Here is a 23,903-nt window from a genome sequence, read left to right on the forward strand (position 1 = left end):
AAATATTACTTTTGCAACATCTTTTATTATACTAAAATGAAGAAATATAAGATTGCAGTAGTACAGTTAAACCTCAACGATGTTGCTGAAAACAACTTAAAAAAGTGCATCGAATGGGTTGGAAAAGCAGCAGAGCAGGGGGCAGAGGTTATATGTCTCCCTGAACTATATAGTAGCCACTACTTTTGTCAAAGTGAGGATACGGACAATTTTGCCTTGGCAGAGCCGTTGTACGGAACCTCCTTTAAAGCCTTTAGTGCTTTGGCCAAAGAATTGGGGGTAGTAATTATTGTACCCTTCTTTGAAAAGCGGATGGCTGGGATTTATCACAACAGTGCCTATATTATTGATACGGATGGTAGCGAAGCAGGATTATACCGAAAAATGCACATTCCGGACGATCCGCACTTTTATGAAAAATTCTATTTCACACCAGGAGACCTTGGTTTTAAGAACAATCCTACCAAAAAAGGCAATATAGGGACCCTAATATGCTGGGACCAATGGTATCCTGAAGCGGCCAGACTTACTGCACTTAAAGGAGCCGAAGTCTTATTTTACCCAACGGCCATTGGTTGGCATCCTCAAGAAAAGGAGGAATATGGAGAAAAGCAATACAATGCTTGGATGAATGTAATGAAAGGGCATGCTGTGGCCAACGGAGTATTTGTTGCTGCGGCCAATAGAATTGGCTTGGAGCAATATGTACCCAATACAGCTGGGATTGAGTTCTGGGGGAAGTCTTTTATCGCGGGTCCTCAAGGTGAAATTTTGGCAGAGGCTTCCCATGATAAGGAAGAAATCCTTATCGCGGAAGTGGATCTGGACTTACAGGAAAACGTACGTCAGAATTGGCCATTTTTTAGGGATCGCCGTATAGATGCCTTTTCAGACATCACCAAAAGAGCTTTGGGCTAAATGAGAAGATTTCCAGCAGAATGGGAAAAACAGCAGGGCATTCTGCTCTGTTTTCCCCATAACGGTAAAGATTGGCCAGGTAAGTATGGGGCCATACAATGGGCCTTTGTAGAATTTATCAAGAAGGTAACATCCCATGAACTGGTTTTTTTGGTTGTGGACAGTGCACAACATCTGGAAAAGGTTAAGGAAATGCTGGAAATGGCGACCATAAACCTTAAAAAAGTTACTTTTATAATACAGAAAACCAACCGTAGTTGGATGCGCGATTCGGGACCCATTATTGTTAAAAATGGTAAGAACCGCGAAGCCTTAAACTTTAACTTTAATGGTTGGGCCAAATATTCCAATTACAAACTGGACAGAAAGGTGCCCAAGGCCATTTCGGAAATCTTGGAAGTGCCTTTGACACAGGTATTGTACAATGGAAAACCAGTGGTTTTGGAAGGTGGGGCATTGGAAGTTAACGGTAAGGGAACCCTTATCACTTCGGAGGAGTGTCTTTTGCACCCGAAGGTACAGGTAAGAAATGCCAACTTTACCAAAACGGATTATGAAGCTATCTTTAAGGAGTACCTGGGCGTAACCAATACCATTTGGGTAGGGGATGGTATTTTAGGTGATGACACCCATGGACATATAGACGATTTGTGTAGGTTTGTGGATGCTGAAACCATAGTAACCGTAGTGGAGTCCAACCCAAAGCACAAAAATTATAAGGCCCTTCAAGATAATTTGAAACGGCTTCAAAAAGCTACCTTGGAAAACGGGAAGGCTCCAAGAATAATTACCCTTCCAATGCCCAAGGATATTGTTTTCGAGGGTTTGGTATTGCCCGCCAGTTATGCCAATTTTTTAATTCTTAACAACTGCGTTTTAGTGCCCACCTTTAATGATCCAGCCGATAGGATAGCCCTAAATACTTTGGCTAGCTGTTTTCCGGATAGGGAGGTTATAGGTATTGGCGCCATTGATCTTATTTGGGGATTTGGAACATTGCATTGTTTGAGTCAACAAATCCCGGCCTAGTATCTAAACCCCTTAAAAAGTAAAGACTTTATTTGTAGTACACTTTATGGCTTACTACGAATATAATGTAAACCTGCCCGTCTGTTGATAAGTAGGTTATACCCCTTTCCATAATTTTAGAGTAATGGTATTAACGTATGATTGTCTTGTTTCTGATATGAAAGCAATTGTAAGTTCCAGCGACCAATAGAAAATAGAAAATGCCAATTATTGGCATCATGAAGCAATTGTATAGCGTGTAATAAGTATCAGAAAAATAAAGATCAGTTTATGAAATTTATAGGGCATACCCAGGAATATCTTTTTTTGGAAACGATTGATGGCCATAGTTGTGATATTTTAAAGGAACAAGTTGAAAGTAGTCTCTCCATTTTATGGTTTCAATCGGATACAAATATTCTCATTATAGATGGAAAGGAAGAAGTGTTTTACAAGAACCAAATCATTTTTTTAACGGAATTCCATCAAATTGTTCCTAAGAAAATAGGGAAAATTAGGTTTTTAAGGTTCAATAGGCCTTTTTACTGTATTCTGGACCACGATAGTGAAATAGGATGTAAAGGGATCCTATTTTTTGGTGCCTCCCAGCTCCCGGTGATTTCCCTGGACCAGCTAGATCTAGAAAAATTTGACACACTGTGGAAAATGTTCACTATAGAAATGAAGTCCAATGATAATTTGCAAATAGATATGCTGCAAATGATGTTGAAAAGATATCTTATACTATGCGCCAGACGTTATAAGAGTCAAGAAAACTATCCCCAAGAGCGCAATGAAACCGATCTTGTAAGGGAATTTAATTTTCTGGTAGAACAGCATTTTAGGAACAAACACAGTGTTGCAGATTATGCCGAATTATTGCATAAATCCCCAAAAACAATATCCAATATATTCTCAAAAATGGATTCGAAATCCCCCTTAAAATATATACACGAAAGAATATCCCTAGAAGCCAGACGGCTACTATACTATACAGATCACCCCATAAAGGAAATAGCATATCAACTTGGATTTGAGGACATCCAGGCTTTTAGTCGGTTTTTTAAGAAACAAGAGGGTATTTCCCCTTCTGAATTTAAGGAAAAAAGGGAATTGGGAACAATTGCCAATTCTTCGGGAATTACTACCTAACAATGCCCCACTTCCAGATCGCATCTTTGCATTGTTAAAATTATGTATAACCATAAAAATATAAAACAATGGAAAGATTTCAAGTACCCAGTAAAGATGAAGTAACTACAAACAATCAGGCAATTTTCGACAATTTGGAAAAGGCCGTAGGCTTTGTACCTAATTTGTATGCCTATTACGCAAAAAACGACACTGCCCTAGGTGATTACCTTACATTACAGAATAGGAAATCAAGCCTAAAAACAAAGGAGAAGGAAGTTATAAACTTAGTGGTGAGCCAATATAATGGATGTAACTATTGTTTAGCCGCCCATACACAAATTGGTAAAATGAACGGTTTTACCGACGATCAAATATTGGAAATACGGACTGGTGCCGCCAGTTTTGATGCGAAACTGGATGCTTTGGCAAAGTTTGTACGGTCAACGGTTGAAAATAAAGGAAGGGCCACGGAAATAGCTAAAGAGAAATTCTTTGACGCTGGATATACAGAAGCCAATTTGATAGATGTGGTTATTGTCATTGGAGATAAGACCATTAGTAACTTGATTCACAATTTGGCCGATTTTGAAATAGATTTTCCTTTAGCGGAAGAATTACGTACAGCAGCCATATAAATCAGGTACTGATTAATAAACACCCCTATTTACGGTAGTAAACCCGATGGGAAAAAAAAGAAACAAAAATGAGTACAATAATAAACATTAAAAATTTGCCGGTGGGCTATCAGTCCGTGATAAGCAACGGAAGGCACGCCATAATCGGGGATGAACCCATCCCCGCCAAAGGTACCGATTTAGGGTTCTCCCCAGTGGAATTGGTTTTGGCAGGAATCTCCATGTGCAAAGTGGCCACCATTAGAAATGTAGCCAGAAGAAAAGGCTGGGAAATTGGAGAGGTGGATGCCCAATTGGAGCAAACGGCAATACGCCAGCCCAATGGCGGGTTCAAAACCACCGTAGAATCCAACATCCAAATTCAGGGAAACCTCACCGAAGAGCAAAGGGAGTTATTGATACACGAGGCGGACAACTGTTATGTAACCCGGCTGGTCAGGGGAGAATGGGATTTTCTGGAATCAGCTCAACTGGAATCTGTGGAGGAATAGATTCATTTTTCAATATATACTCGTTCAAAGTGGCCCTGATTCATAAATCGGGGTCACTTTTTTTGTTTTCTCTTCAATACATTGAAACGTTAACGGTCACATATCAAGGATTTAGCAAAATTCGATGAAAGGCATCAATTAATTTGGTAGAACAATTGTACTGATTAACTTAGGGGATAAATAATATGTAATTCCTTATGAAAAGATTTAAGGCACTCGACGTCTTCCGCGGATTGACTATTTGCTTAATGATAATCGTGAATACACCAGGAGATTGGAACTTTACCTTTGGTCCATTGCTGCATGCCAATTGGCACGGTTTTACTCCGACCGACTTGGTTTTTCCTTCCTTTCTTTTTGCGGTAGGAAATGCTTTTGCATTCGTTAAGGCCAGATGGGCCGATAAACCCCTTTCGGAAGTTTTTCGGAAGATTATAAAAAGGACCTTAATTATCTTTTTATTGGGATACATGATGTATTGGTTTCCCTTTGTAACATGGACAGATTCGGGGGACCTGGCATGGGTTCCTTTTAGTGAAACTCGGATATTGGGTGTCCTACAGCGAATAGCTATTTGCTATTTTATTGGAGCAACCATGATTTATTTTCTTACCAACCGCCAGCTCATCGTAACATCAATAATTATCCTCCTAGGCTATTGGGGGTTGCTCAGTGCTTTTGGCGACTATACCTTGGAAGGCAACCTGGTAAGAACCCTAGATAGATTGATTCTTGGTGATAGTCACCTTTATGGCGGTGATGGAATTCCTTTCGATCCCGAGGGGCTGTTAAGTACCTTGCCGGCCATCTGTAATGTGATAGCAGGGTATCTCGTAGGAAAGTTTGTTATTCAAGGGGGTATTAGCTATGAAAAATTGGCCAAAATGTTAATGATAGCTTCGGGATTATTGGCTGTTGCCTATTTTTGGGATTTAAGCTTCCCGTTTAATAAGAAGTTATGGACCAGTTCGTTTGTAATTCTTACCATTGGCCTCGATATCATGGCACTTTCCATTCTTATTTATGCTATCGAATTTCTTAAAAAGCCAATAAACTTTAATTTCTTCGAAGTCTTTGGGAAGAACTCCCTCTTCATTTACCTGCTGTCTGAATATTTGGCCATTACCTTACTTTTTGTCCGTGTAGATGAAAATCAAAGTTTGTACAATTATATCTACCAAAAGGGCTTCAGCTGGTTCGGACCTTATTATGGGTCTTTCGTTTTTGCCTTGGCATTTATGATGTTTTGTTGGTTGATAGGACTTTGGCTGGACAAAAAGAAGATTTACATTAAGGTCTAATCCCAACCCTTTATTTGAACATGGGAACATTTAAGGCAACATGCCAAATCAACCTTGTCAAAGAAGTTAACTAGGTAGTAAGGATACATGAGGAATATTAAATTTTAACAATATCCGTAGGAGTTTCCACTAATATGGTCCTTTTGCCTCGGATGGCAATGGGTTGCTTCATAATTTCAGGATTGTGCCTAATCATTTTGATCCAATCGTCTGTTGAAAATTCGTGGGGATCAAAATGGGCCTTATAGGATGGATGTTCCTGATTCACCAAATCTTTTACCTCCATCCCTAATCTGTCCGCCAATTCCGCAATTTGGGTCCCTGTTAAAGGAACATTAAGGATATCAATTTCAAATATCGGCAATCCTTCAGCCTTGGCATAGGCCAAGGTTTGCTTGGCTCTTGTGGATTTGGAACTGTAATATAGTGTTATCTGTCTTTCCGATGTAGCTATTTCTCCCATAGGTTTATTTTAAAATTGTCTTACCCATTTTTTGTATGGGTCTCTAAATGATGTTTTATCAATTGTTTTAAACTCTCCAAATATTCCTTTAAATCCTCCTTGTTTACATGGGGATGACTTTTTGCAGGAATGGTCAAAGGATTTTCGTCCAAGGAACGATATAGCTCAGGATAATTAGTTTCAATATCCGCAGTGAGCTGTGAAATCTCGCCTAATACTTTTCTTAATTCATTCATGGTGAAAAATGTATTGATAGATACTATAAATATAAAGAAGATTTTAGTTTTAATTCCTGATGACGGTCATGTTAATCGTGTGCCTTCCCAGGAAAATTTCATAAAACAATTAGCAGGCCTTATCATAAAACTTATTTGCAATACCAACTATATGCCTTACTTAGCTAATCAAGGTCCTTATAATTTTATTTTATAACTACATTAAGACTTGTTTACCCTCCAGATCAGGCCAAATTTTTGTAAGCCCTTTTATTTGGAACAATTCAATTATATTTATGAATCAAGAAGCTTTGGTTGTACAAAAGCACTGGTAAAGGTTTTTTAGTATAAGACCGTTGTGCGCAGTTGGCAGGGTACTACTAAACATTGATACCAATAAAAAGAAAATTAATAACAATGAAAGCAATAGGATTTAAACAATCATTACCCATTACGGAAGAAAATAGTTTTATAGCCTTTGAAACCGAGAAACCAACCCCATCAGGATATGATTTGTTGGTCAAAATATGGGCTATATCCGTCAACCCGGTCGACTATAAAATTAGACAAAATGCCTCAAAGGATAAAGTGTTGGATACCCCAAAAATTATTGGATGGGATGCGGTAGGAATCGTAGAGGCCATAGGCGATAAAGCTACAAAGTTTAAGGTGGGAGACCAGGTGTATTATGCTGGTGATATTACCAGAAGTGGGAGCAATGCTGAATATCAGCTTATAGATGAACGAATTGTAGGTCAAAAACCTGCAAACTTGAGTGTTCCCGAAGCCGCGGCAATGCCATTGACAAGCTTAACGGCTTATGAAGCCTTGTTCGACCGTATCAGGATTGACCCTGAAAAGGACAAAGGAAAATCGGTTTTGATTATTGCAGGTGCCGGTGGGGTTGGTTCCATAGCCATTCAATTGGCCAAGAAATTGTGCAACCTCACGGTTATCGCCACGGCTTCCAGGGAGGATTCCATAACCTGGTGCAAGGATTTGGGAGCGGATCATGTAGTGAATCACTACCATTTAAAAGAGGAATTGGAGAAAATTGGCTATAGTCAGGTCAATTATATATTGGATTTCGTGGATCTGGAAGGGTATTGGGAATTGGTAGCGGACATTATTAAGCCACAAGGGCACATTGTTTCAATTACTGGAAGCAGTACTCCCTTAAACATCAATTTATTAAAAAATAAAAGTGTTACCTTTTCATGGGAGTTTATGTACACCCGTTCCATGTTCTGTACGGAGGACATAGAGCGACAGTACGAAATTTTAAACCATATGGCACATTTGTTGGATGATGGTACTCTAAAAACTACGTTGACTACTACGCTTTACGGATTTACTGTTGAAAATTTAAAGGTAGCACATGAAATGCAAGAGTCCGGGAAAACCATTGGAAAAACCGTTATTTTATTTTAAAGGGCTTGACTTATGACCATTAAGGAAAAATTACAAAGTTTAGGGATTGTAGTTCCCAAAATGGCACCTAAAGGGGTGGGGAATTATGTTTCTTGGACAATTTCAAATAATATTCTTTATACTTCCGGTCAGTTGCCCTGGAAAAATGGGGAATTTGGCGATTTGGCGTATACCGGAAGGGTAGGGAGCGATCTAAATGTAAAGGAGGGCTATGAATGCGCTCGTATTTGCGCCATTAATGCCATTGCCCAATTAATGGATGCCGTTGGGGATCTGGAAAGGGTAAAGAAAATTATACGTTTGGATTGCCATATACAGGCCGCCGAGGGATTCAAGGACCACTCGGATGTTTTGGATGGCGCTTCAGATGTAATGAATCAGGTGTTTGGGGAAAGGGGAATCCACACCCGGTCAGCAATCGGCATGTATCAATCACCACTGGATGTTCCCGTTATCGTCTATTTAATTGCCGAAATAGATTAATTATAGTTATGGAATAATGTGTACCTATTATTTTAAACTATTGGTTGTAATACAATGAGCTACAACATTATAAATCCACCTTTTTACCTGTTTTTACTGCCTTGTAAATAGCATCTATAATCTTTAAATCTTTAAGCCCTTCTTCCCCGTCTACCGGAACGATAGGTTGTATCCCTTCAAAAATAAGCTGCGCCATACCGTCCATTTGCAAGGTTTGGTGGGTTATATGTGGTTGAGTCAATTCGCCTTTATGCGTTCTGCCTTCTATGGGGCCATATCCTGTTGATGGCTTCATTTCTACAAAACCTTTATCTCCGCTTAGGAAAAATCGGTCCAAATGTCGCATGGCATAGGTAGATAGGCATGAAGCTACCGCACCACTTGGAAATCCCATTTGAAATTGTATGGTTTCATCTACCCCTTCCTTAAATTTAATGGGATCGGTCTTGGTTTCTTGGGCTGTTACCCAAATAGGTTCCTCCCCGAGCATATAGCGGGCACCGTTAATGGAATAAATACCAATATCCATCATGGCCCCTCCACCTGCCAGTTGTTTGTTCAATCGCCATTGGGTAGGATCGCCTATGACAAATCCGGATAATCCCTGAAAGAACTTAAGTTCCCCGAAATCCCCATTCTTGCGCATCTTTATTACTTCCACTGTTTTTGGTTCAAAATGCATGCGGTACCCTACCAATAATTTTACATTTGCCGCTTTACAGGTATCTACCATTTCCTGACCTTCCTTGGCATTGATGCCCATAGGTTTCTCACAGATGACGTGCTTGCCTGCCTTGGCAACCCTTATGACTTGGTCTTTGTGCAAGCCGTTTGGGGTTATGACATACACGGCATCTATGTCCGGATTATTTTTGATCGCATCAAAATTGGAGTAGTTGTAACAATTTTTTTCGGGAATGTCATACTTTGCTCGCCAATCTACCACTTTGGAAGGGGTTCCACTAATGAGTCCAACTAATTTTGCCCTCTTACAGGATTCCATGGCTTTGGCAACTCTTGTGCCATAGCTTCCCAACCCCATAATGGCAACCCTTAAAACTGGTCCTTCGTAAGGCTCACTGGAAGCAGCGAAAAGTTTTGCAGGACTGTATAGAATTGGTAAACCTATTGCTGAAATGCTCAATTTTTCCAAAAAATCTCTTCTTGAACCCATAGTAGTCATATTTGTTTGTTCTAAAAATAGTAAAAACGAACTTACCTAGCCAACAGTTGGTTATATGTTTTAATATATAAAATGGGCTAGCTGAAGATTACATCAATAATAATAGGTATTGGCATATGGAATGGCCCAGAAAGTATATCCTATAAAAACCCTTATCTTTGGCGGCTTTATAATAAGGCATGTCAAACCCAATTAAATTATCCCTAGTAAATCCCCAAAGGTTTCCTTTTTTCTATGGTTATGTAGTACTTATTATTGGGAGTATTGGCATCTTGGCAAGTATTCCTGGCCAAACTATTGGTGTATCGGTTTTTACAGACCCGGTCAAGGATGCCCTAGGGTTAACAAGAAATCAGTTTAGTAATGCCTATATGATAGGTACCTTGTTAAGTTCTGCCTTGGTGGCAAGGGCGGGCGTTTGGTTCGACGCTTATGGTGCCCGATATGTGGCATTCTTTGCTACCCTTCTTTTGGGGGCGTCCTTGTTGGTGTTTTCTGTGTCGGTTGAAATTAGCGAAACCATCAAAAGGGCTTTAAATATACAGTCCTGGTCGGTTCCATTTCTTTTAATTACCCTGTTGTTTTTTTTGATAAGGTTCAGTGGTCAGGGGGTGTTGACCATGGCTTCCAGGAATATGATTATGATGTGGTTTAAGAAAAACAGGGGCAAAATCAATTCCATAAGCAGTATAACGGTCTCTCTGGGCTTTTCAAGTGCCCCTATATTGTTGAATTGGCTTATAGACGACCATGGATGGGCAATGAGTTGGCAGATCATGGCCCTGAGTCTTTTTATTTTTTGCATTTGTATTCTGCAATTATACAGAAATAGGCCGGAGGATTTTGATTTGCTGCCGGATGGAGCCGAAAAGAAGGAATTGGACCAGGAAGCTGAGGAAATTGAGACCCACTTTACTCTAAAAGAAGCTAAAAAAACCCGGGCCTTTTGGATGTTTGGATTGGTTCTGGCCTTCAACAGTTTTTATGTTACAGGATTTACATTTCATATTGTATCCATTTTTGGCAGTCAGGACTACACGAAGTCCGAAGCCATTGCTGTTTTTTTACCAATGTCCGTAATAGCGATTTTCGTTTCTACCTTGTGCAACATTTTAAGCGATTATATCAACCATAAAATCTATTTGTTTATTATGCTGCTGGCCGGGGTCTTGGCTTCATTGGGATTATTAATACTATCCCAGCCAATTGGGGTTTATTTTTTGGTAGGCGGCCTGGGTACTATGGGAGGTTTATTCGCGGTCATTAACGCAGTAACCTGGCCAAGTTTCTTTGGAAGAAAACACTTGGGTTACATCAGTGGAAAGGTGATGAGCTTTTTGGTCATAGGCAGTGCTGTTGCACCCAGTCTATTTAGTTATTGCTATACCTCCTTGGGATCCTATAAATATATAAGTTACATTACCCTAACTTTTTTATTGTTTTTGATCGTTGGGTCTATTGGAGTTAAAAAACCGCAATAGCAAGTCAAAAAAAATATAGACCTCTAAAGTATAGCTTTAAGCCAAGAATTGAAGACATGGGTCGGTATGTTTGTAGAGGTCAATTGGCTGAACAAATAGATAGTAGGATAATATTTTCATCAGTTTGTAAAATGTGACAGGGAATAATTTAATTTTAATAATGATGAGGCAAAATACTCACAACCAATTTAAACTTTAGATCTAAGTATGAATCTTATAAAACAAAGTATTGGCGCTTTAATACCCTTATTCTTGACTATGGTGGTTATTTCTGGATGTAGCACGGATGATACTGGGAGCGTTGATGTTGAACCAGCTATTGTACTCTCCACGAAATCCCTGACCCTATCAGAAAACGGTAGTGGTACTTTAACGTTATCCATTGTCCCATCTAAGGAAACTGCATGGGAAATTGCCTCCAAACCGGATTGGGTTTCTATTAATCTGCTTTCTGGTACTTTTACGGCAGAAGCTATAGTGTTGAATATATACCCTATCACTGAAGGGTTAAATTCTGGTGATTATGACGGGCTTATTAAAATAACGTCCAATGGCCTTGAAGCCGAAGTAAATGTGACTTTGAACATTGGGGAAAAGGCCTCCATGAGTTCGTCCGAAAGTAGCCTCATTTTTGGCTACTTCGAAGACAATAAAAGCTTTTATATAAAAAATGAAGGGAATGTCGCTATGGATTGGAGCGCCTCCATAGCAGAATCCTATATTACTTTAATTCCACAAACTTCCAATTTATCCCCAGGAGATTCCATTAAGGTCAATGCCGAGCTGAACAGAAGTTCATTACCGACCACTGTCCAAGATTTGGAATTATCTATTACTAGCAATAAGGGTCAAACGATTAAAATACCGCTTACTTATAAAAATTATAAGGAAGAAAAATGGTTGATAGATGGAGAAATAGTGGATGCGGAATTTAATAGAATACATGATGAATTGATAGTAGTGTCAACAGGACCCAATGAGATTCGCAAGTTCGACCCCGCGACCAAGAGTATGGAAACACTACAATTGAATATGACCCCTACTTGCCTTTCAGTAAGCATGGATGGAAATTTTGCTGTAGTGGGGCACGATGCCCGAATGTCCTATATTGATTTAAATACGATGCAATTACTTAATATTTTTGATGTAGCCACCGATGTTTTCGACATTGTCCTGGCACCCAACAACTGGGCTTATGCATTTCCTAGGTCCGGACAGTGGGAAAGGATACACTGTGTGGATTTGACCACTGGGGTAGAAACTATCTCCACAGGCAATCAGATACGAGAAGGGACCAAGGCCAAGTTACACCCTTCTGGCAATTTCATTTATGGATCGGATAACGGTGTTTCCCCCTCCGATGTAGAGAAATATGACATTACTGCTGGAACGGCCCAATATCTATATGATTCACCCTATCATGGGGATTATTCCTTTGATGGCAATATTTGGATATCCGACTCCGGTGATAAATTGGTTTCGAGAAGTAGAAATATATTTAAATTAACAGAAGACCAAGCTACCGATATTCGTTATTATGGACAATTATTGGGAAATCAGAGAATAGCCACCTTGGATATCCATACAATGGCCAATAAAATTTATGCTGTAATGGAAACGGGTACTATTTATCAGGAAGTACCCTCCAATACCATCCAAATATTTGATGCAGAATACCATGAAATGACTGGGACCGTTTCTTTGCCGGGATATTTGGTGCCGGATGGCAATGGAGATGGCACAATGTACGATTCCCAGGCACATTTTGGCTTTTTTAATAATGCGGGTTCTGCTTTTTATTCGCTGTTAAAAGCTCCCGAAGAGGCTGGTTTGGTGAGTGAATGGAGTTTGGCCACGGTCCTATTGGATTAAAATGGACGATACCTAAATTCACAGCCATGCCATTTTAGTGGGGCCAAGTTGCTTGGTTTGGAGAAGGTCTAATAATGAATAATGGGAGTTATGCAGTACAAACATGCCCAAATTCCCCGTACTTCTTCAACTTGCGTATGGCGGTGCCTACATGCTTTTAAAAGATTTTGTCAGGTGGCTTACGTCCGAATAGCCCAATTTCCTGACAATTTCAGTGAGTATAAAATTGGAATTCAATTAACGAATTTCAATAAACAAATTTCCACTAATTTCAACCTTGCCTTAACAATCTATACCTAATAATATACTATAAAATTGGTTTTTCTTATCTTTATAAAAAGTAAGGCAAGATTATTTTTTTATACGCTGTGATTTCCTATTTATTTTGGGATATTTTAATGTTTTGTATCCTGAAAAAGGCGAAAGCTTTAAAGTCATTTTCGATTCAACCATATTACCATTGAAGAAATTAAATTGAGCTCCGTTTAATTCTTTTGGTATAAAGGATATCCGTAATAGAAAAACTATCAATATCCAGAAAAGATAAATTTTCAGAGCCACTGTATAAGACCATAGCTCGGTAATAGATTACTATCTTTTTTTTGAAAAGAGCCATTATGTATAATTTCCACGTATATTGAATTATAACGATACTATCTAAAAGTAAGGTGTCCGATGCCGGTAACGCAATGAATCTGTAGGGCATGTTCATAGAATTAAATAAAAAACCCCACGGAAAGAGTATGAAGGATTTTGAGCCCATTAACAGAGCCTACAACAGTGTATTTCGACCCGATGAACTGAGCATTGGAATATCAATGCCTATAGAGTATTATGATCAGGGATTAATGCCCACCATGGAGCATCATTTGGAACGCGTGGAATTAATGGAAGAATTGGGCTTCAAGGCACTATGGATTCGCGATGTACCCTTTAATGTACCCTCTTTTGGCGATTCGGGCCAAATGTACGATCCCTTTACTTACTTGGGATTTTTGGCAGCCAAAACCACAAAAATAGCATTGGGTGTTTCCAGTATCGCTTTGCCATTACACCATCCGGCACATGTAGCAAAATCCGCTGCCACCATAGATCAATTATCAGGTGGAAGGTTGCTTTTAGGTGTGGCTTCCGGCGATCGATTTGATGAATATCCGGCCATGGGCATAGAATATGAAAACCGTGGGGAATTGTTTCGGGAAGCCTTTCAATACGTTCGAAAGGCACAACAGAGCTACCCTAAATTGGTAACCAAAAATTTTGGCGTTTTAAAAGGGGATATAGATATACTACCAAAAGCTAAAAGCCATAAAATCCCCTTATTGATGACCGGCTTTAGTCAGCAGTCCTTGGAGTGGAATGCCAAAAACGCAAATGGGTGGATGTACTACCCCAGGGATCCCGTGCAACAGAAATATAGAATTGAGGAATGGCGGGCATTGGTTGCTGAAACATGTATATTTGACAAGCCTTTTATGCAACCTTTATATGTGGATCTTCAGGAAGACGATAATTTTATGCCACAACCTATTCATTTGGGCTTTAGGACGGGAGCCAATTATTTGAATACCTATTTGCACCATTTACAATCTATTGGGGTAAACCATGTAAGTTTAAATCTAAGGTTCAATTCCAATGGTATGGAACGCACCTTGGAGCGCCTGGCAGAAAAAGTATTGCCAGAATTTCAGAAGAATATGAAGTCGGCAAAAATATAATGGGCAAAGCCATAGTTGGAAGTGGATAGTCCATATATAAATGTAACCTCCGTTTTGGCTAGCGCTTTTGATTAAGGAATCCAGGAAGATGGAAGAATCCGTACTAAATTAATTTCCGGATATAGGAAAATCACCCTTGAACTCATTTACAAATAGTTCCAAACTGTATCACTTTTCCGGAGATCCAAAAATGTACTCATCAAATATTAAGGTATTAAACCTCAAGACAAGCCCTGAACCCTACAATAGGAATCGACCCAAGGGGGGAGGTATTATTTTAGATCCCACCGAAAAAGGCGGGATTAGTTCAACTTGCAATTTTCAATGCGTCTTACCGACATTTCAAAATTGAGTTACGATAATAATTATTCTTATTCACTTAAAAGAATAAGGTATTCCCTGATTTTATAAAATTCATTTACTTCCTATCAACATCGTTGTAACTTTAACGTGAGTTCTATGCATTCCAAATATGCAACTTAATCGGCATTGATTGAACCTTATGCCAACTTTGAGGTTGCTGGGTATTCATTTTTAAGTTCCAGTGCTGATTTTCAGGTGGCCATTGGTCAATGAAATAGTCACGTTAGCGCCCGTGCTACGGCAGTAAATAATAATTTGAACGATGAGTTTTCACTAATTTCCGTTTTACCTCGGATAAAGACTCGGCTTCGTGCACCGGCGGCCGATCTTTTTAGATAATTTGGACATATATTGCTAGTCGTATATGCAAACCCAAAATTTTGTAAATTCGTTCTAAGCTATATGACAAGGGATATTATAGATATAAACGACTTTATTATTTTGGTAGAAGAAGCCAAAGTAAGTGAAGCTACCATAGATTCATGTTTCTTTGAAGAGCCTTTAATCGCAGTTGCTTTTTATGGTTCAGGCAATGTTGATTTAAAAGTAAAATATGGTGAAAAACAAAAAGAATTCAATTACACCAAGGGATTGGCACTTTCTTTTTACGCCGATGATAAGGTAGAATTTATACATACGGTTTCCTCCTCCAAGCCCTTGGAATGCTTGGTTATTGCCACTTCCATAAAAGCATTGGATAAACTCCCCAATCAAGAAGGCGAAATATTTGGGGAAATGTTGGCACAGTTGGTGAACCCTTCGGATCACTATGTTGAGGGACCACATTTTATTATGACTCCGGAAATGCAAGCCATTGTTGATGGTTTGTTTCATATTCAATACGAAGGAAAAACCAAAATGATGTTTTTCCGAAGTCAGATAACAACTTTGCTGTCCCATTTTTTTGGTCAATTGGCCAGCTTGAAAACGGAAAAAATAAGCGTTGAGGAACGAGGCCAGCTTAATCAGGCCAAAGATATTCTATTGAAGAATATTGATAACCCGCCTTCCTTAAACGAACTTTCCAAACAAATTGGGTTAAATACCTTTAAACTAAAAAAAGACTTTAAGGCATATTTTGGCGTTCCCGTATTCAAATATCTTCAAAACGAACGATTGACCTTGGCCCATAAATTGATCAGAAATCAGGATGCTACGGTACAGGAAGCTGCCTGGCATGTAGGCTATGATAGTCTAAGTTCATTTTCCAACGCTTTTGAGAAAAAATTCGGCTATAGACCTAGTCAGATCAAGTAAATTCCTTTTCGAACAAATCTTACTCCATTTGGGACAACCCGTCCTGAGCGCACTCCAATAATTTTGGCATGTAACTTTAAAAAATAAAAGTCATGAAAATGAAACGCGCACTGCTTATCGGAATAATCATTTGGATTATTGCCATCCTTTTTTATTCAGTTTCTTATAGTATACCCATCATGGAAAATATGGAGACTCAGGCAAATCTTGTATTGTTTGTTGTGGTGATACCTTTGGTCTGGTTTGGAAGCTCTTTCTACTACAAAAAGGACCTCCAAACCCATGGATATCTGGTGGGACAAACCATGTTATTGACTGCTGTTATATTGGACGCTTTAATCACGGTCCCCTTCTTTGTAATCCCAAAAGGAGGTAGTCATTTTAGCTTTTTTACCTCCTTGGGATTCTGGATCATAGCAGCCGAGTTTTTATTGGTATCCGTATTGTACTGGTATACCCGTGTATACCCAAAAACTAAACTTCTAAAGAATTAAGGCCATGGATATAACACTTGAAACTATTTTAATCAGTGTATTGATACTATTGACCGGTCTATCGGCGGGACTGTGCTTTACCTGGACCAATGCCATTACCCCTGGAATTGGAAGGTTGGATGACCAGGTCTATTTATTGTCCTTTCAACAAATGAACAGAACTATAATAAATCCCCTGTTCTTTGTGGTGTTCTTTGGTCCTTCCATACTCGGGTTTATCTGTTTGTATTGGTTCAAAGGAAGTCCGGCAACACTTGTGTGGCTATTGGCTTCGGCCACAGCAACCTACTTCTTTGGAGTGGTGCTGGTCACCATTTTCGGGAATGTCCCTTTAAATGAGATGCTGGATAAAATAGACTTAAATACGGCAAGTAAAAATGAATTGGGACAATTGAGGGAGAACTTTGAACTAAAATGGAATCGTTTGCACCTTATTAGGACCATCACCTCGGTTATTTCCTTTCTCCTTCTCCTATTGGCATTAATACAGACTACTAAGAACAGTATTCAATAGATATCCACAAATTCTAAACAATAATTTTAAAACAAATAAAAATGAAAAACATGAGTAACATTTTAGTCATCGGCGGTACCGGAAAAACGGGCCGCAAAGTAGTAAATAGATTAATTAAGGCAGGCCATAAGGTTAGGATAGGTTCTAGATCGGCTTCCCCGGCCTTTGATTGGGAACAACCAGAAACATGGTCGGAGAGCCTACTTGGAATGGATATAGTTTATATCACCTTTCAACCAGACCTAGCGGTTCCAGGAGCTTTGGAGGCAATAGAGGAACTGATCAGAAAAGCCAAACAATCGAGCGTAAGAAAGGTAGTGCTTTTATCCGGAAAAGGGGAGCGCGAAGCTGAACTCTGTGAACAAGTGGTGATCCACTCGGGCTTGGATTATACTATTGTTAGGGCCAGTTGGTTTAATCAAAATTTTAGTGAAAGTTTTTTCCTAGAGCCAATTTTGGAAGGCTCTGTGGCCTTGCCACAGGCAGATGTTAAAGTTCCCTACGTGGATACCGATGACATTGCCGATGTGGCTGTAGCTGCCTTGTTGAACGAAAAGCACAATGGACAGATTTACCAACTTACGGGTCCAAGACAACTTACCTTTAAAGAAGTAATTCAGGAAATTTCGGAAGCCACTGGAAGGGACATTGCATTTACGCCAATAGCCCTGTCGGCCTATACCCAGGTAATGAAGCAACAGGGAGTTCCTTCCGATTTCATTTGGCTGATAGAGTATCTGTTTACCGAGGTGTTGGGTAATCCGGACAATGCGGAAATTACCCATGATATCGAGAAGGTATTGGGAAGAAAGCCAAAGGATTTCTCGGAATATGTAAAGGAAACTGTGGCTAAAGGAGTTTGGCATCCCCAGTTTGTTTAAATTTTACAATAAAGGGAACATTAACTATGATTTAGTGCACATTTTTGCCCATATTATGGTTGGGGGAACCATAGTCCAAAAGGCTATGTTCTTCCAATCAATGGTGCATAAATTATAACATTTATTTATTTATAGATGTTTTAATTTTAAGCCTGAACATTCGAGATTTTGAAAAAGCAATCCAATGTAATAAATCTGAAATTTAAGAAAGATGAACAAAGAGGAAAAATTAAAAATATTGCAGGCTAGTTGGGAGTTGCACAGTCAGGTTGAAACGAGTTATTTGAATAATCCCGCGAATAAAGGTGATTCGGAGTGGTTGGAAAAACAACGGCTGCTTCTCGCGGACATGGCATTACATTTATTGCAGACATCCATCAAACCAGGTGAAATTAAATTGGATAGAATGCGCGATAATTTACATGCCATATTAACTATAGCCGATCAGTTTTTACCTAAGGCCGATCTCAAAAAGGCAACCGAAAAATTGTACGAAAACATATAAGGGAATTAATATTGGTGTTTTAGGATTTGGGATGGCCTTTATATTGGTTTTGTTCATTTTATTGGTTAAAAAGAGTAGTTATAAATCTAGAGATGAAAATTAGAAAAGCAACAAAAGATGATGTTTTGGCAATTGTAGAAATGATTGCCGATGATGAATTGGGAAAAACTAGGGAAGATTTCAAAATACCCCTACCAGAGGAGTATTATAAGGCTTTTGAGAATATAACCAACGATAAGAACCAGGAACTCATGGTTGTTGAAAAAGAAGTGGGCGGAGTGGTAGGCACCTTACAATTATCCTTTATCCAATACCTCACCTATCGTGGCGGTGTAAGAGCCCAGATTGAAGCGGTAAGAATTAGGAAGGATCACAGGGGAACGGGTATGGGAACCAAAATGTTTGAATGGGCCATAAGTAGGGCAAAAGAAAGAAAGGCCCATGTGTTGCAGTTGACCACGGACAAGAAAAGGCCCAAGGCAATAGCCTTTTATACAAAACTTGGGTTTAAGGACAGCCATGAGGGAATGAAGATGCATCTCCTTTATTAGAGCATAACAAAAACTGTCGATGCGTAATAATCAGAGTATATTTTTACCTGTACTACAAGGTATTATATACCTTGAAATTAATGAACCTTTCAAGATCAAAATCTCTTTACAGACATGCAACACCATGGCTTCAGTAGCTATTTCAGTAGGCAAGGGGGTGTCTAAATCTTTATAACCATTAATCTTTGGTTCACTAACCGGCAGCGGTCAGTGAACACTACAAAACACCCACGGCTTTACAGCCGGCAATACCCGACATTTACTAGTAGTCCTTTTATTTTAATCTGTTAAATTGTAATATTCATAGATAGAATTCCAGTCATTGTCTATTTGCTTTCATAGTTCTATTATGTACCTATACCTTTGGCTTATGAATACGTTTCAACGTTTTCGTATTAAGAACGATTGGAACCTAAAATCATAGAGATTATGAAAGCATTTATCAGAATATCCAGTTTATCAGTTATACTTGCCATTGCCTTTGTAACAGAAGCTTCCGGGCAATCCGTTGGCAACTCAAATTCCAAATCCAATAGGGATACCAAGACAAGCACGGTAAAGAAAACCGTCTACAATAGGGTACCAAGCACAAAGGTTACCTATAAAACTCCAGTACGAAAAGTAGTCTCAGTGCGTTCAGTACCCGATAGAAAAGTCATTAAGTACAAGGGGCAGGATTATTATTATGCCAACAACAACTATTATACACAATCCAGGGGGAGGTATATCGTAATTGCCCCTAAAATAGGATTCAGATTAAGTGGCTTGCCCTCAGATTATAAGCGGGTCACTTATAACAATTACAACTATTATAATGCCCAAGGGGCATTTTATGTTCAAATAAATAATGAATATGAAGTGGTAGAGCCCGAAATTGGCACTATAGTGTACAAGCTTCCGGACGATTATGAAAAAGTGGCTATAGATGGAATGGAATATTACGAATATGCCAGCATCCTTTATGAGAAAGTACAGATAAACGGCACTAGGGCATACGAAGTAGTAGGCTTTATAGAAATGGAATAAAGAAGGTTAGATTGGTTGATTAGTGGGAAGGAGGGTAATTATGTATTGAATTATCCTCCTTTTTATTGCGTAGTATAGGGTAGTCTATGTGTAGTTAAATAGTAAGAAAAACATATCTTAGAGGGAATAAAATAAATCCGCTATGAAATTCCTATGTTATTTCTCTTTGATTTTTTGGTTATGTCTTTCCTGTAAAAATGAGTCTTCCAATAAGAATAATGTTGAAACCGATAATAAGACGGTTGTCTTTGACGGAATTACAGATTCCATTAGGCCCGGGGATGATTTCTTTAATCATGTTAATAAAAAATGGTTCGATAACGCTGTAATTGCAGAGGACCAGGTAGGTGTGGGGTCCTATCGATTTTTGAATATTCCTCAGCAGGAATTGCTAAAAAATATAATACAGGAAGTTTCCCAGCAAGAACATCCCAAAGGGAGTATTGAACAAAAGGTAGGCGATTTTTATGCTTCTGGCATGGATACCCTTAATATTGACGAAAGAGGAATTACACCCATACAGCCTATCTTGGATGAAATTGAGGCGATTAGGGATATTTCCGGTATAATGGATTTTGTGGCCACCCAGATCAAGAATGGGGATTATTCCATGGTTGCTCCCTATATTTACCCAGATCAGGAAAATAGCTCCCTTAATATTTTGCATGTTGCCCAGACAGGATTGGGTATGCCCGATCGCGATTATTATTTTCAAGAGGATGCTTCTGTGAAAGAGGTTCAGGAGGCTTACAAAACCTATCTCACCTCGCTGTTCGAGTTGGTAGGGGATAAGGATGCCAAAGCTCAGGCCGCTATAGTTTACGATATTGAAAAACAATTGGCGCAAGTCCATAAAACGCGTATTGAACAAAGGGTCATAAAAGAAAACTATCACAAAATGGCCGTTTCCGAACTGCAGAAAAAACATCCTAACTTGGGATGGTCGTCACTTTTAAAAAATCTGGGAGCGGAGGTCGATTCTTTGGAAGTTTCACAACCCAATTATTATGACACTTTAAACAAGTTGCTGACCAAGGTGCCTTTGGCCCATTGGAAATTATACCTGAAAGCACACACCATGGATTCTTATGCCAATATTTTAAACAAACCCTTTAGGGATGTTGCTTTTGAATACAGCAAAGTTTTAAGCGGGCAGGCGCAACAACAATCAAGGGCCAAGCAAATGGTTCGTCGTGTGGATGAACAAATAGGATTTGCCTTGGGACAATTATATGTGAAGCGCTATTTTAAGGAAGATGCCAAAAAGAGGGCACTGGATCTTGTTAGTAATTTTCAGAAAGTATTGGAGAAACGTATCGACGACCTGGATTGGATGGGCGACAGCACCAAGTTGAAGGCCAAGGAAAAACTATATGCCATTAACAAAAAAATAGGCTATCCAGACGTATGGAGAACTTATGATGTAGATATAGATCGGAACAAATTTTTTGAAAACGTGGTGGCCCTGCAAAAAGAGGAATACCTGTACGAACTTAAGCAACTAAATAAGGCACCCAATAGGGACGAGTGGCACACTACCCCCTCTACCGTAACGGCCTATTACAATCCTGCCTTGAACGAAATTGTATTTCCAGCAGGGATATTACAAGCTCCATATTTTGATCTATATGCGGATGATGCCGTAAATTACGGTGGAATTGGAATGGTGATAGGCCATGAGTTTACACATGCCTTTGATGACCAAGGGGCACAATATGACAAAAACGGAAACGTTGCCAATTGGTGGACAGAGGACGATTATACCCAGTTCAAGGCAAAAACGCAAAAAATTATAGACCAATATTCCGCCTTTACGGTTTTGGATACTATCCATTTAAAGGGTGCCTTGACGGTTGGGGAAAACACGGCCGACAATGCTGGGATTGCCATTGCCTATGATGCGTTTAAATTAACCGAACAGGGGCAGGATTCTATAAAAATAGGAGGCTATACCCCAGACCAGCGGTTTTTTCTCTCCGTAGCCAATATTTGGCGTGTAAAAATGCGGGAGGAATTCCTGCGCAACTATGTAATGACCGATCCGCATTCGCCCCCTAATTGGCGGGTAAATGGTCCCTTAATGAACTTTACTCCATTTTATAACGCTTTTGATGTTGAGCCTGGGGATCGAAATTTCAAACCAGAGGAGGAAAGAATTAAGATATGGTAAGTATTTGACATTGTAGTTGATACAATCGCGGTCCGGAATACGGATATACCAATAGTTTTCAAGTAAGTTGATGTAAGTTTTTTGTATATTTAATACTCAACTATTTATCCTTCTAAATCCAAAACATCATGAGCACGAAAACTATCAAGGCTTACGGAACAAAGTCTGCCGAATCCGATTTGGAACAATTAAATATCAATAGACGATCGGTTACTGCAAAAGATGTAGAGATCGATATTCTTTTTTGTGGTGTTTGTCATTCCGATTTGCATTTTGCCCGTAATGACTGGGGCATGACGCAATACCCTGTGGTTCCTGGCCATGAAATTGTGGGAAAAGTAACCCAAGTTGGGACCGGTGTCTCCAAATATAAAGTGGGCGATCTGGTGGCAGTGGGATGTTTGGTAGATTCCTGTAGAAGTTGTAACAATTGTAAGGATGATTTAGAACAATACTGTCCCCAATGGGTAGGTACATATGGGGGTTATGATAAACATTTGAATTCGCCTACCCATGGTGGTTATTCCGAAGCTATTGTTGTAGATGAAGACTTTGTACTGAGGGTACCCGAAAATTTGGATCAGGCGGGTATAGCACCGGTATTGTGTGCGGGAATCACGACTTGGTCGCCCTTAAGACAATGGAAGGTTGGTAAGGGGAGCAAAGTAGCAGTGGTAGGTCTTGGTGGATTGGGGCATATGGCCCTTAAACTTGCCAACGCCCTAGGAGCAGATGTTACCTTGTTTTCAAGAAGTCCAAATAAGGTTCAGGATGGTCTGGATTTGGGGGCGCACCAGGTAATTATATCCACAGACGAAGCACAGATGGAGGGGGTTATGAACCATTTTGATCTCATAATCGATACGGTTCCCTACGCACATGATTTGAATCCCTACATTGGCACCTTAGCAACCAATGGCACCTTGGTTGTTGTTGGTTATTTAGGGCCGCTGGATCCCATGTTGGTAACCGTGCCTATGATTATGGGACGTAGATCAGTGGCAGGATCTTTAATTGGGGGGATTGCAGAAACACAGGAATTGTTGGACTTCTGTGGAAAACATAATATTACTTCGGACATTGAGATCATTAAAATGCAAGATATCAATCTGGCCTATGAGCGTATGCTGAAGAGCGATGTACATTATCGATTTGTCATAGATATGAAATCGCTTAAGAAATAATTGCCTAGAGGAAATAATAAAAGGGATCAAGAACAATTGTTGTGTTTATGTAAAAATTAGGATTAATTTGATCACTCATGTTTTTTGAACAATAGTTTTAATTAATAGGAGCAATCTAGAAAAACCAACCATTAAATAATTCTTTCATTTTACTCAATTGGTTGTTATTGTTTTTTATCGGATTTCGTGAATCTTCGATTTCTTTGCTTTCCAATGAAACCGACGCAGGAGGTTCATGAATACCTTATTATAAAATAGAAAGGCCATGAATAAAACGAAACAAACCCGCCTTGCCGTCGGGCAGGAGAAAAGACCCTTCTTCACTAGATGGCCCCTAAAATCTTAGGATTTTAAGGATCGATGCCATGGCCTAAATTATTTCCAGGGCTTCAATAATTCTTAACGGCCATGTCATCTCCACCACGGAAGAAGAACGACCGAACCATAGACCTTGAGAACAATGCCCAAAGGTTTTTAATAACGGAAAATGACTTTTCCCCACATGAAGGTCGACGGAACGAAAGGACCGGCCTATTTTCAATTTCGTCTTAAATCGAGTGGTTTTCACACTGGTCGTGGGAAGCCGTCCATAGAGCATTTCACCTTAGTGAAAGCGGCCTGGGCG

At 39.4% G+C, this 23,903-nt stretch carries 23 protein-coding genes; 20 read left to right on the top strand and 3 right to left on the bottom strand.

Annotated elements, in window-relative coordinates; genetic code table 11:
* Nucleotides 1-36: 36 nt before the first annotated feature.
* The 6 genes from B9Y87_RS07345 to B9Y87_RS07370 all read left to right on the top strand — a co-directional run bounded on the left by B9Y87_RS07345 (nt 37) and on the right by B9Y87_RS07370 (nt 5,487).
* A complete protein-coding gene (locus tag B9Y87_RS07345) occupies nt 37-918 on the top strand; it encodes a carbon-nitrogen hydrolase (protein ID WP_085497690.1) in 882 nt (293 codons plus the stop codon).
* Nucleotides 919-1,947: an agmatine deiminase family protein gene (locus B9Y87_RS07350; RefSeq protein ID WP_085497692.1), complete on the top strand. Its 1,029-nt coding sequence runs from the start codon at nt 919-921 to the stop codon at nt 1,945-1,947.
* Between the two features lie 270 nt (nt 1,948-2,217).
* Entirely contained in the window at nt 2,218-3,078 is an 861-nt protein-coding gene (locus tag B9Y87_RS07355) for a helix-turn-helix domain-containing protein (RefSeq protein ID WP_085497693.1), read from the top strand.
* 68 nt (nt 3,079-3,146) lie between these two features.
* Nucleotides 3,147-3,695, top strand: a complete 549-nt coding sequence (locus B9Y87_RS07360) for a carboxymuconolactone decarboxylase family protein (protein WP_085497695.1) — start codon at nt 3,147-3,149, stop codon at nt 3,693-3,695.
* Between the two features lie 68 nt (nt 3,696-3,763).
* The gene (locus B9Y87_RS07365; protein ID WP_085497697.1) at nt 3,764-4,186 is read left to right on the top strand and encodes an OsmC family protein; all 423 of its coding nucleotides are present in this window, start codon (nt 3,764-3,766) and stop codon (nt 4,184-4,186) included.
* Between the two features lie 197 nt (nt 4,187-4,383).
* Nucleotides 4,384-5,487 (top strand): acyltransferase family protein, encoded by a 1,104-nt coding sequence (locus B9Y87_RS07370; protein ID WP_085497698.1) that lies wholly within the window; start codon nt 4,384-4,386, stop codon nt 5,485-5,487.
* A gap of 97 nt (nt 5,488-5,584) precedes the next feature.
* Here B9Y87_RS07370 and B9Y87_RS07375 read toward each other — a convergent pair whose 3' ends face one another.
* Nucleotides 5,585-5,950, bottom strand: coding sequence for an arsenate reductase family protein (locus B9Y87_RS07375; protein WP_085497700.1), 366 nt, complete (start codon nt 5,948-5,950; stop codon nt 5,585-5,587).
* Between the two features lie 20 nt (nt 5,951-5,970).
* The gene (locus tag B9Y87_RS07380; protein ID WP_085497702.1) at nt 5,971-6,186 is read right to left on the bottom strand and encodes a hypothetical protein; all 216 of its coding nucleotides are present in this window, start codon (nt 6,184-6,186) and stop codon (nt 5,971-5,973) included.
* A 396-nt stretch (nt 6,187-6,582) separates the two neighbouring features.
* Here B9Y87_RS07380 and B9Y87_RS07390 point away from each other — a divergent pair, with 396 nt between their 5' ends.
* Nucleotides 6,583-7,596: a zinc-binding alcohol dehydrogenase family protein gene (locus B9Y87_RS07390; protein WP_085497705.1), complete on the top strand. Its 1,014-nt coding sequence runs from the start codon at nt 6,583-6,585 to the stop codon at nt 7,594-7,596.
* Between the two features lie 12 nt (nt 7,597-7,608).
* Entirely contained in the window at nt 7,609-8,079 is a 471-nt protein-coding gene (locus B9Y87_RS07395; RefSeq protein ID WP_085497707.1) for a RidA family protein, read from the top strand.
* A 67-nt stretch (nt 8,080-8,146) separates the two neighbouring features.
* On the opposite strand, the gene B9Y87_RS07400 is transcribed toward B9Y87_RS07395, so the two are convergent.
* Nucleotides 8,147-9,253 (bottom strand): Gfo/Idh/MocA family protein, encoded by a 1,107-nt coding sequence (locus B9Y87_RS07400; RefSeq protein WP_085497709.1) that lies wholly within the window; start codon nt 9,251-9,253, stop codon nt 8,147-8,149.
* Between the two features lie 188 nt (nt 9,254-9,441).
* On the opposite strand from B9Y87_RS07400, the gene B9Y87_RS07405 reads away from it, so the two are divergent.
* The 12 genes from B9Y87_RS07405 to B9Y87_RS07460 all read left to right on the top strand — a co-directional run bounded on the left by B9Y87_RS07405 (nt 9,442) and on the right by B9Y87_RS07460 (nt 23,278).
* Nucleotides 9,442-10,743 carry an MFS transporter gene (locus B9Y87_RS07405; protein ID WP_085497710.1) on the top strand — a complete coding sequence of 434 codons (1,302 nt, stop codon included), beginning with the start codon at nt 9,442-9,444 and terminating at the stop codon, nt 10,741-10,743.
* 207 nt (nt 10,744-10,950) lie between these two features.
* Nucleotides 10,951-12,615 carry a BACON domain-containing protein gene (locus B9Y87_RS07410; RefSeq protein WP_085497715.1) on the top strand — a complete coding sequence of 555 codons (1,665 nt, stop codon included), beginning with the start codon at nt 10,951-10,953 and terminating at the stop codon, nt 12,613-12,615.
* Nucleotides 12,616-13,319: 704 nt separating this feature from the next.
* Complete coding sequence (locus B9Y87_RS07415; RefSeq protein ID WP_245808672.1) at nt 13,320-14,333, top strand: LLM class oxidoreductase; 1,014 nt, start codon at nt 13,320-13,322, stop codon at nt 14,331-14,333.
* Nucleotides 14,334-15,098: 765 nt separating this feature from the next.
* The gene (locus tag B9Y87_RS07420) at nt 15,099-15,953 is read left to right on the top strand and encodes a helix-turn-helix transcriptional regulator (RefSeq protein ID WP_085497719.1); all 855 of its coding nucleotides are present in this window, start codon (nt 15,099-15,101) and stop codon (nt 15,951-15,953) included.
* A 92-nt stretch (nt 15,954-16,045) separates the two neighbouring features.
* Nucleotides 16,046-16,447, top strand: a complete 402-nt coding sequence (locus B9Y87_RS07425) for a DUF5367 family protein (protein WP_085497721.1) — start codon at nt 16,046-16,048, stop codon at nt 16,445-16,447.
* A 4-nt stretch (nt 16,448-16,451) separates the two neighbouring features.
* On the top strand, nt 16,452-16,961 hold the full coding sequence (locus B9Y87_RS07430) for an anthrone oxygenase family protein (protein WP_085497723.1): 510 nt from the start codon (nt 16,452-16,454) through the stop codon (nt 16,959-16,961).
* 41 nt (nt 16,962-17,002) lie between these two features.
* Nucleotides 17,003-17,842 carry an NmrA family NAD(P)-binding protein gene (locus tag B9Y87_RS07435; RefSeq protein WP_085497724.1) on the top strand — a complete coding sequence of 280 codons (840 nt, stop codon included), beginning with the start codon at nt 17,003-17,005 and terminating at the stop codon, nt 17,840-17,842.
* Between the two features lie 211 nt (nt 17,843-18,053).
* On the top strand, nt 18,054-18,347 hold the full coding sequence (locus tag B9Y87_RS07440; protein ID WP_085497726.1) for a hypothetical protein: 294 nt from the start codon (nt 18,054-18,056) through the stop codon (nt 18,345-18,347).
* Nucleotides 18,348-18,439: 92 nt separating this feature from the next.
* Nucleotides 18,440-18,898 (top strand): GNAT family N-acetyltransferase, encoded by a 459-nt coding sequence (locus B9Y87_RS07445; RefSeq protein WP_085497727.1) that lies wholly within the window; start codon nt 18,440-18,442, stop codon nt 18,896-18,898.
* A gap of 429 nt (nt 18,899-19,327) precedes the next feature.
* Complete coding sequence (locus B9Y87_RS07450; protein ID WP_085497729.1) at nt 19,328-19,924, top strand: DUF6515 family protein; 597 nt, start codon at nt 19,328-19,330, stop codon at nt 19,922-19,924.
* 142 nt (nt 19,925-20,066) lie between these two features.
* A complete protein-coding gene (locus tag B9Y87_RS07455) occupies nt 20,067-22,094 on the top strand; it encodes a M13 family metallopeptidase (protein WP_085497731.1) in 2,028 nt (675 codons plus the stop codon).
* 128 nt (nt 22,095-22,222) lie between these two features.
* Nucleotides 22,223-23,278, top strand: coding sequence for an NAD(P)-dependent alcohol dehydrogenase (locus tag B9Y87_RS07460; protein WP_085497733.1), 1,056 nt, complete (start codon nt 22,223-22,225; stop codon nt 23,276-23,278).
* Nucleotides 23,279-23,903 lie beyond the last annotated feature (625 nt).

Source organism: Arenibacter troitsensis (assembly GCF_900177645.1).
Classification (GTDB): Bacteria; Bacteroidota; Bacteroidia; order Flavobacteriales; family Flavobacteriaceae; genus Arenibacter; species Arenibacter troitsensis.

Coding starts and splice junctions, on each gene's coding strand:
- B9Y87_RS07405 (WP_085497710.1), top strand. CDS start 9,442: ATGTCAAACCCAATTAAATTATCCCTAGTAAATCCCCAAAGGTTTCCT.
- B9Y87_RS07440 (WP_085497726.1), top strand. CDS start 18,054: ATGAACAAAGAGGAAAAATTAAAAATATTGCAGGCTAGTTGGGAGTTG.
- B9Y87_RS07375 (WP_085497700.1), bottom strand. CDS start 5,950: ATGGGAGAAATAGCTACATCGGAAAGACAGATAACACTATATTACAGT.
- B9Y87_RS07455 (WP_085497731.1), top strand. CDS start 20,067: ATGAAATTCCTATGTTATTTCTCTTTGATTTTTTGGTTATGTCTTTCC.
- B9Y87_RS07365 (WP_085497697.1), top strand. CDS start 3,764: ATGAGTACAATAATAAACATTAAAAATTTGCCGGTGGGCTATCAGTCC.
- B9Y87_RS07390 (WP_085497705.1), top strand. CDS start 6,583: ATGAAAGCAATAGGATTTAAACAATCATTACCCATTACGGAAGAAAAT.
- B9Y87_RS07425 (WP_085497721.1), top strand. CDS start 16,046: ATGAAAATGAAACGCGCACTGCTTATCGGAATAATCATTTGGATTATT.
- B9Y87_RS07400 (WP_085497709.1), bottom strand. CDS start 9,253: ATGGGTTCAAGAAGAGATTTTTTGGAAAAATTGAGCATTTCAGCAATA.
- B9Y87_RS07370 (WP_085497698.1), top strand. CDS start 4,384: ATGAAAAGATTTAAGGCACTCGACGTCTTCCGCGGATTGACTATTTGC.
- B9Y87_RS07355 (WP_085497693.1), top strand. CDS start 2,218: ATGAAATTTATAGGGCATACCCAGGAATATCTTTTTTTGGAAACGATT.
- B9Y87_RS07435 (WP_085497724.1), top strand. CDS start 17,003: ATGAAAAACATGAGTAACATTTTAGTCATCGGCGGTACCGGAAAAACG.
- B9Y87_RS07350 (WP_085497692.1), top strand. CDS start 919: ATGAGAAGATTTCCAGCAGAATGGGAAAAACAGCAGGGCATTCTGCTC.
- B9Y87_RS07450 (WP_085497729.1), top strand. CDS start 19,328: ATGAAAGCATTTATCAGAATATCCAGTTTATCAGTTATACTTGCCATT.
- B9Y87_RS07420 (WP_085497719.1), top strand. CDS start 15,099: ATGACAAGGGATATTATAGATATAAACGACTTTATTATTTTGGTAGAA.
- B9Y87_RS07430 (WP_085497723.1), top strand. CDS start 16,452: ATGGATATAACACTTGAAACTATTTTAATCAGTGTATTGATACTATTG.
- B9Y87_RS07410 (WP_085497715.1), top strand. CDS start 10,951: ATGAATCTTATAAAACAAAGTATTGGCGCTTTAATACCCTTATTCTTG.
- B9Y87_RS07345 (WP_085497690.1), top strand. CDS start 37: ATGAAGAAATATAAGATTGCAGTAGTACAGTTAAACCTCAACGATGTT.
- B9Y87_RS07380 (WP_085497702.1), bottom strand. CDS start 6,186: ATGAATGAATTAAGAAAAGTATTAGGCGAGATTTCACAGCTCACTGCG.
- B9Y87_RS07445 (WP_085497727.1), top strand. CDS start 18,440: ATGAAAATTAGAAAAGCAACAAAAGATGATGTTTTGGCAATTGTAGAA.
- B9Y87_RS07360 (WP_085497695.1), top strand. CDS start 3,147: ATGGAAAGATTTCAAGTACCCAGTAAAGATGAAGTAACTACAAACAAT.
- B9Y87_RS07395 (WP_085497707.1), top strand. CDS start 7,609: ATGACCATTAAGGAAAAATTACAAAGTTTAGGGATTGTAGTTCCCAAA.
- B9Y87_RS07460 (WP_085497733.1), top strand. CDS start 22,223: ATGAGCACGAAAACTATCAAGGCTTACGGAACAAAGTCTGCCGAATCC.
- B9Y87_RS07415 (WP_245808672.1), top strand. CDS start 13,320: ATGTTCATAGAATTAAATAAAAAACCCCACGGAAAGAGTATGAAGGAT.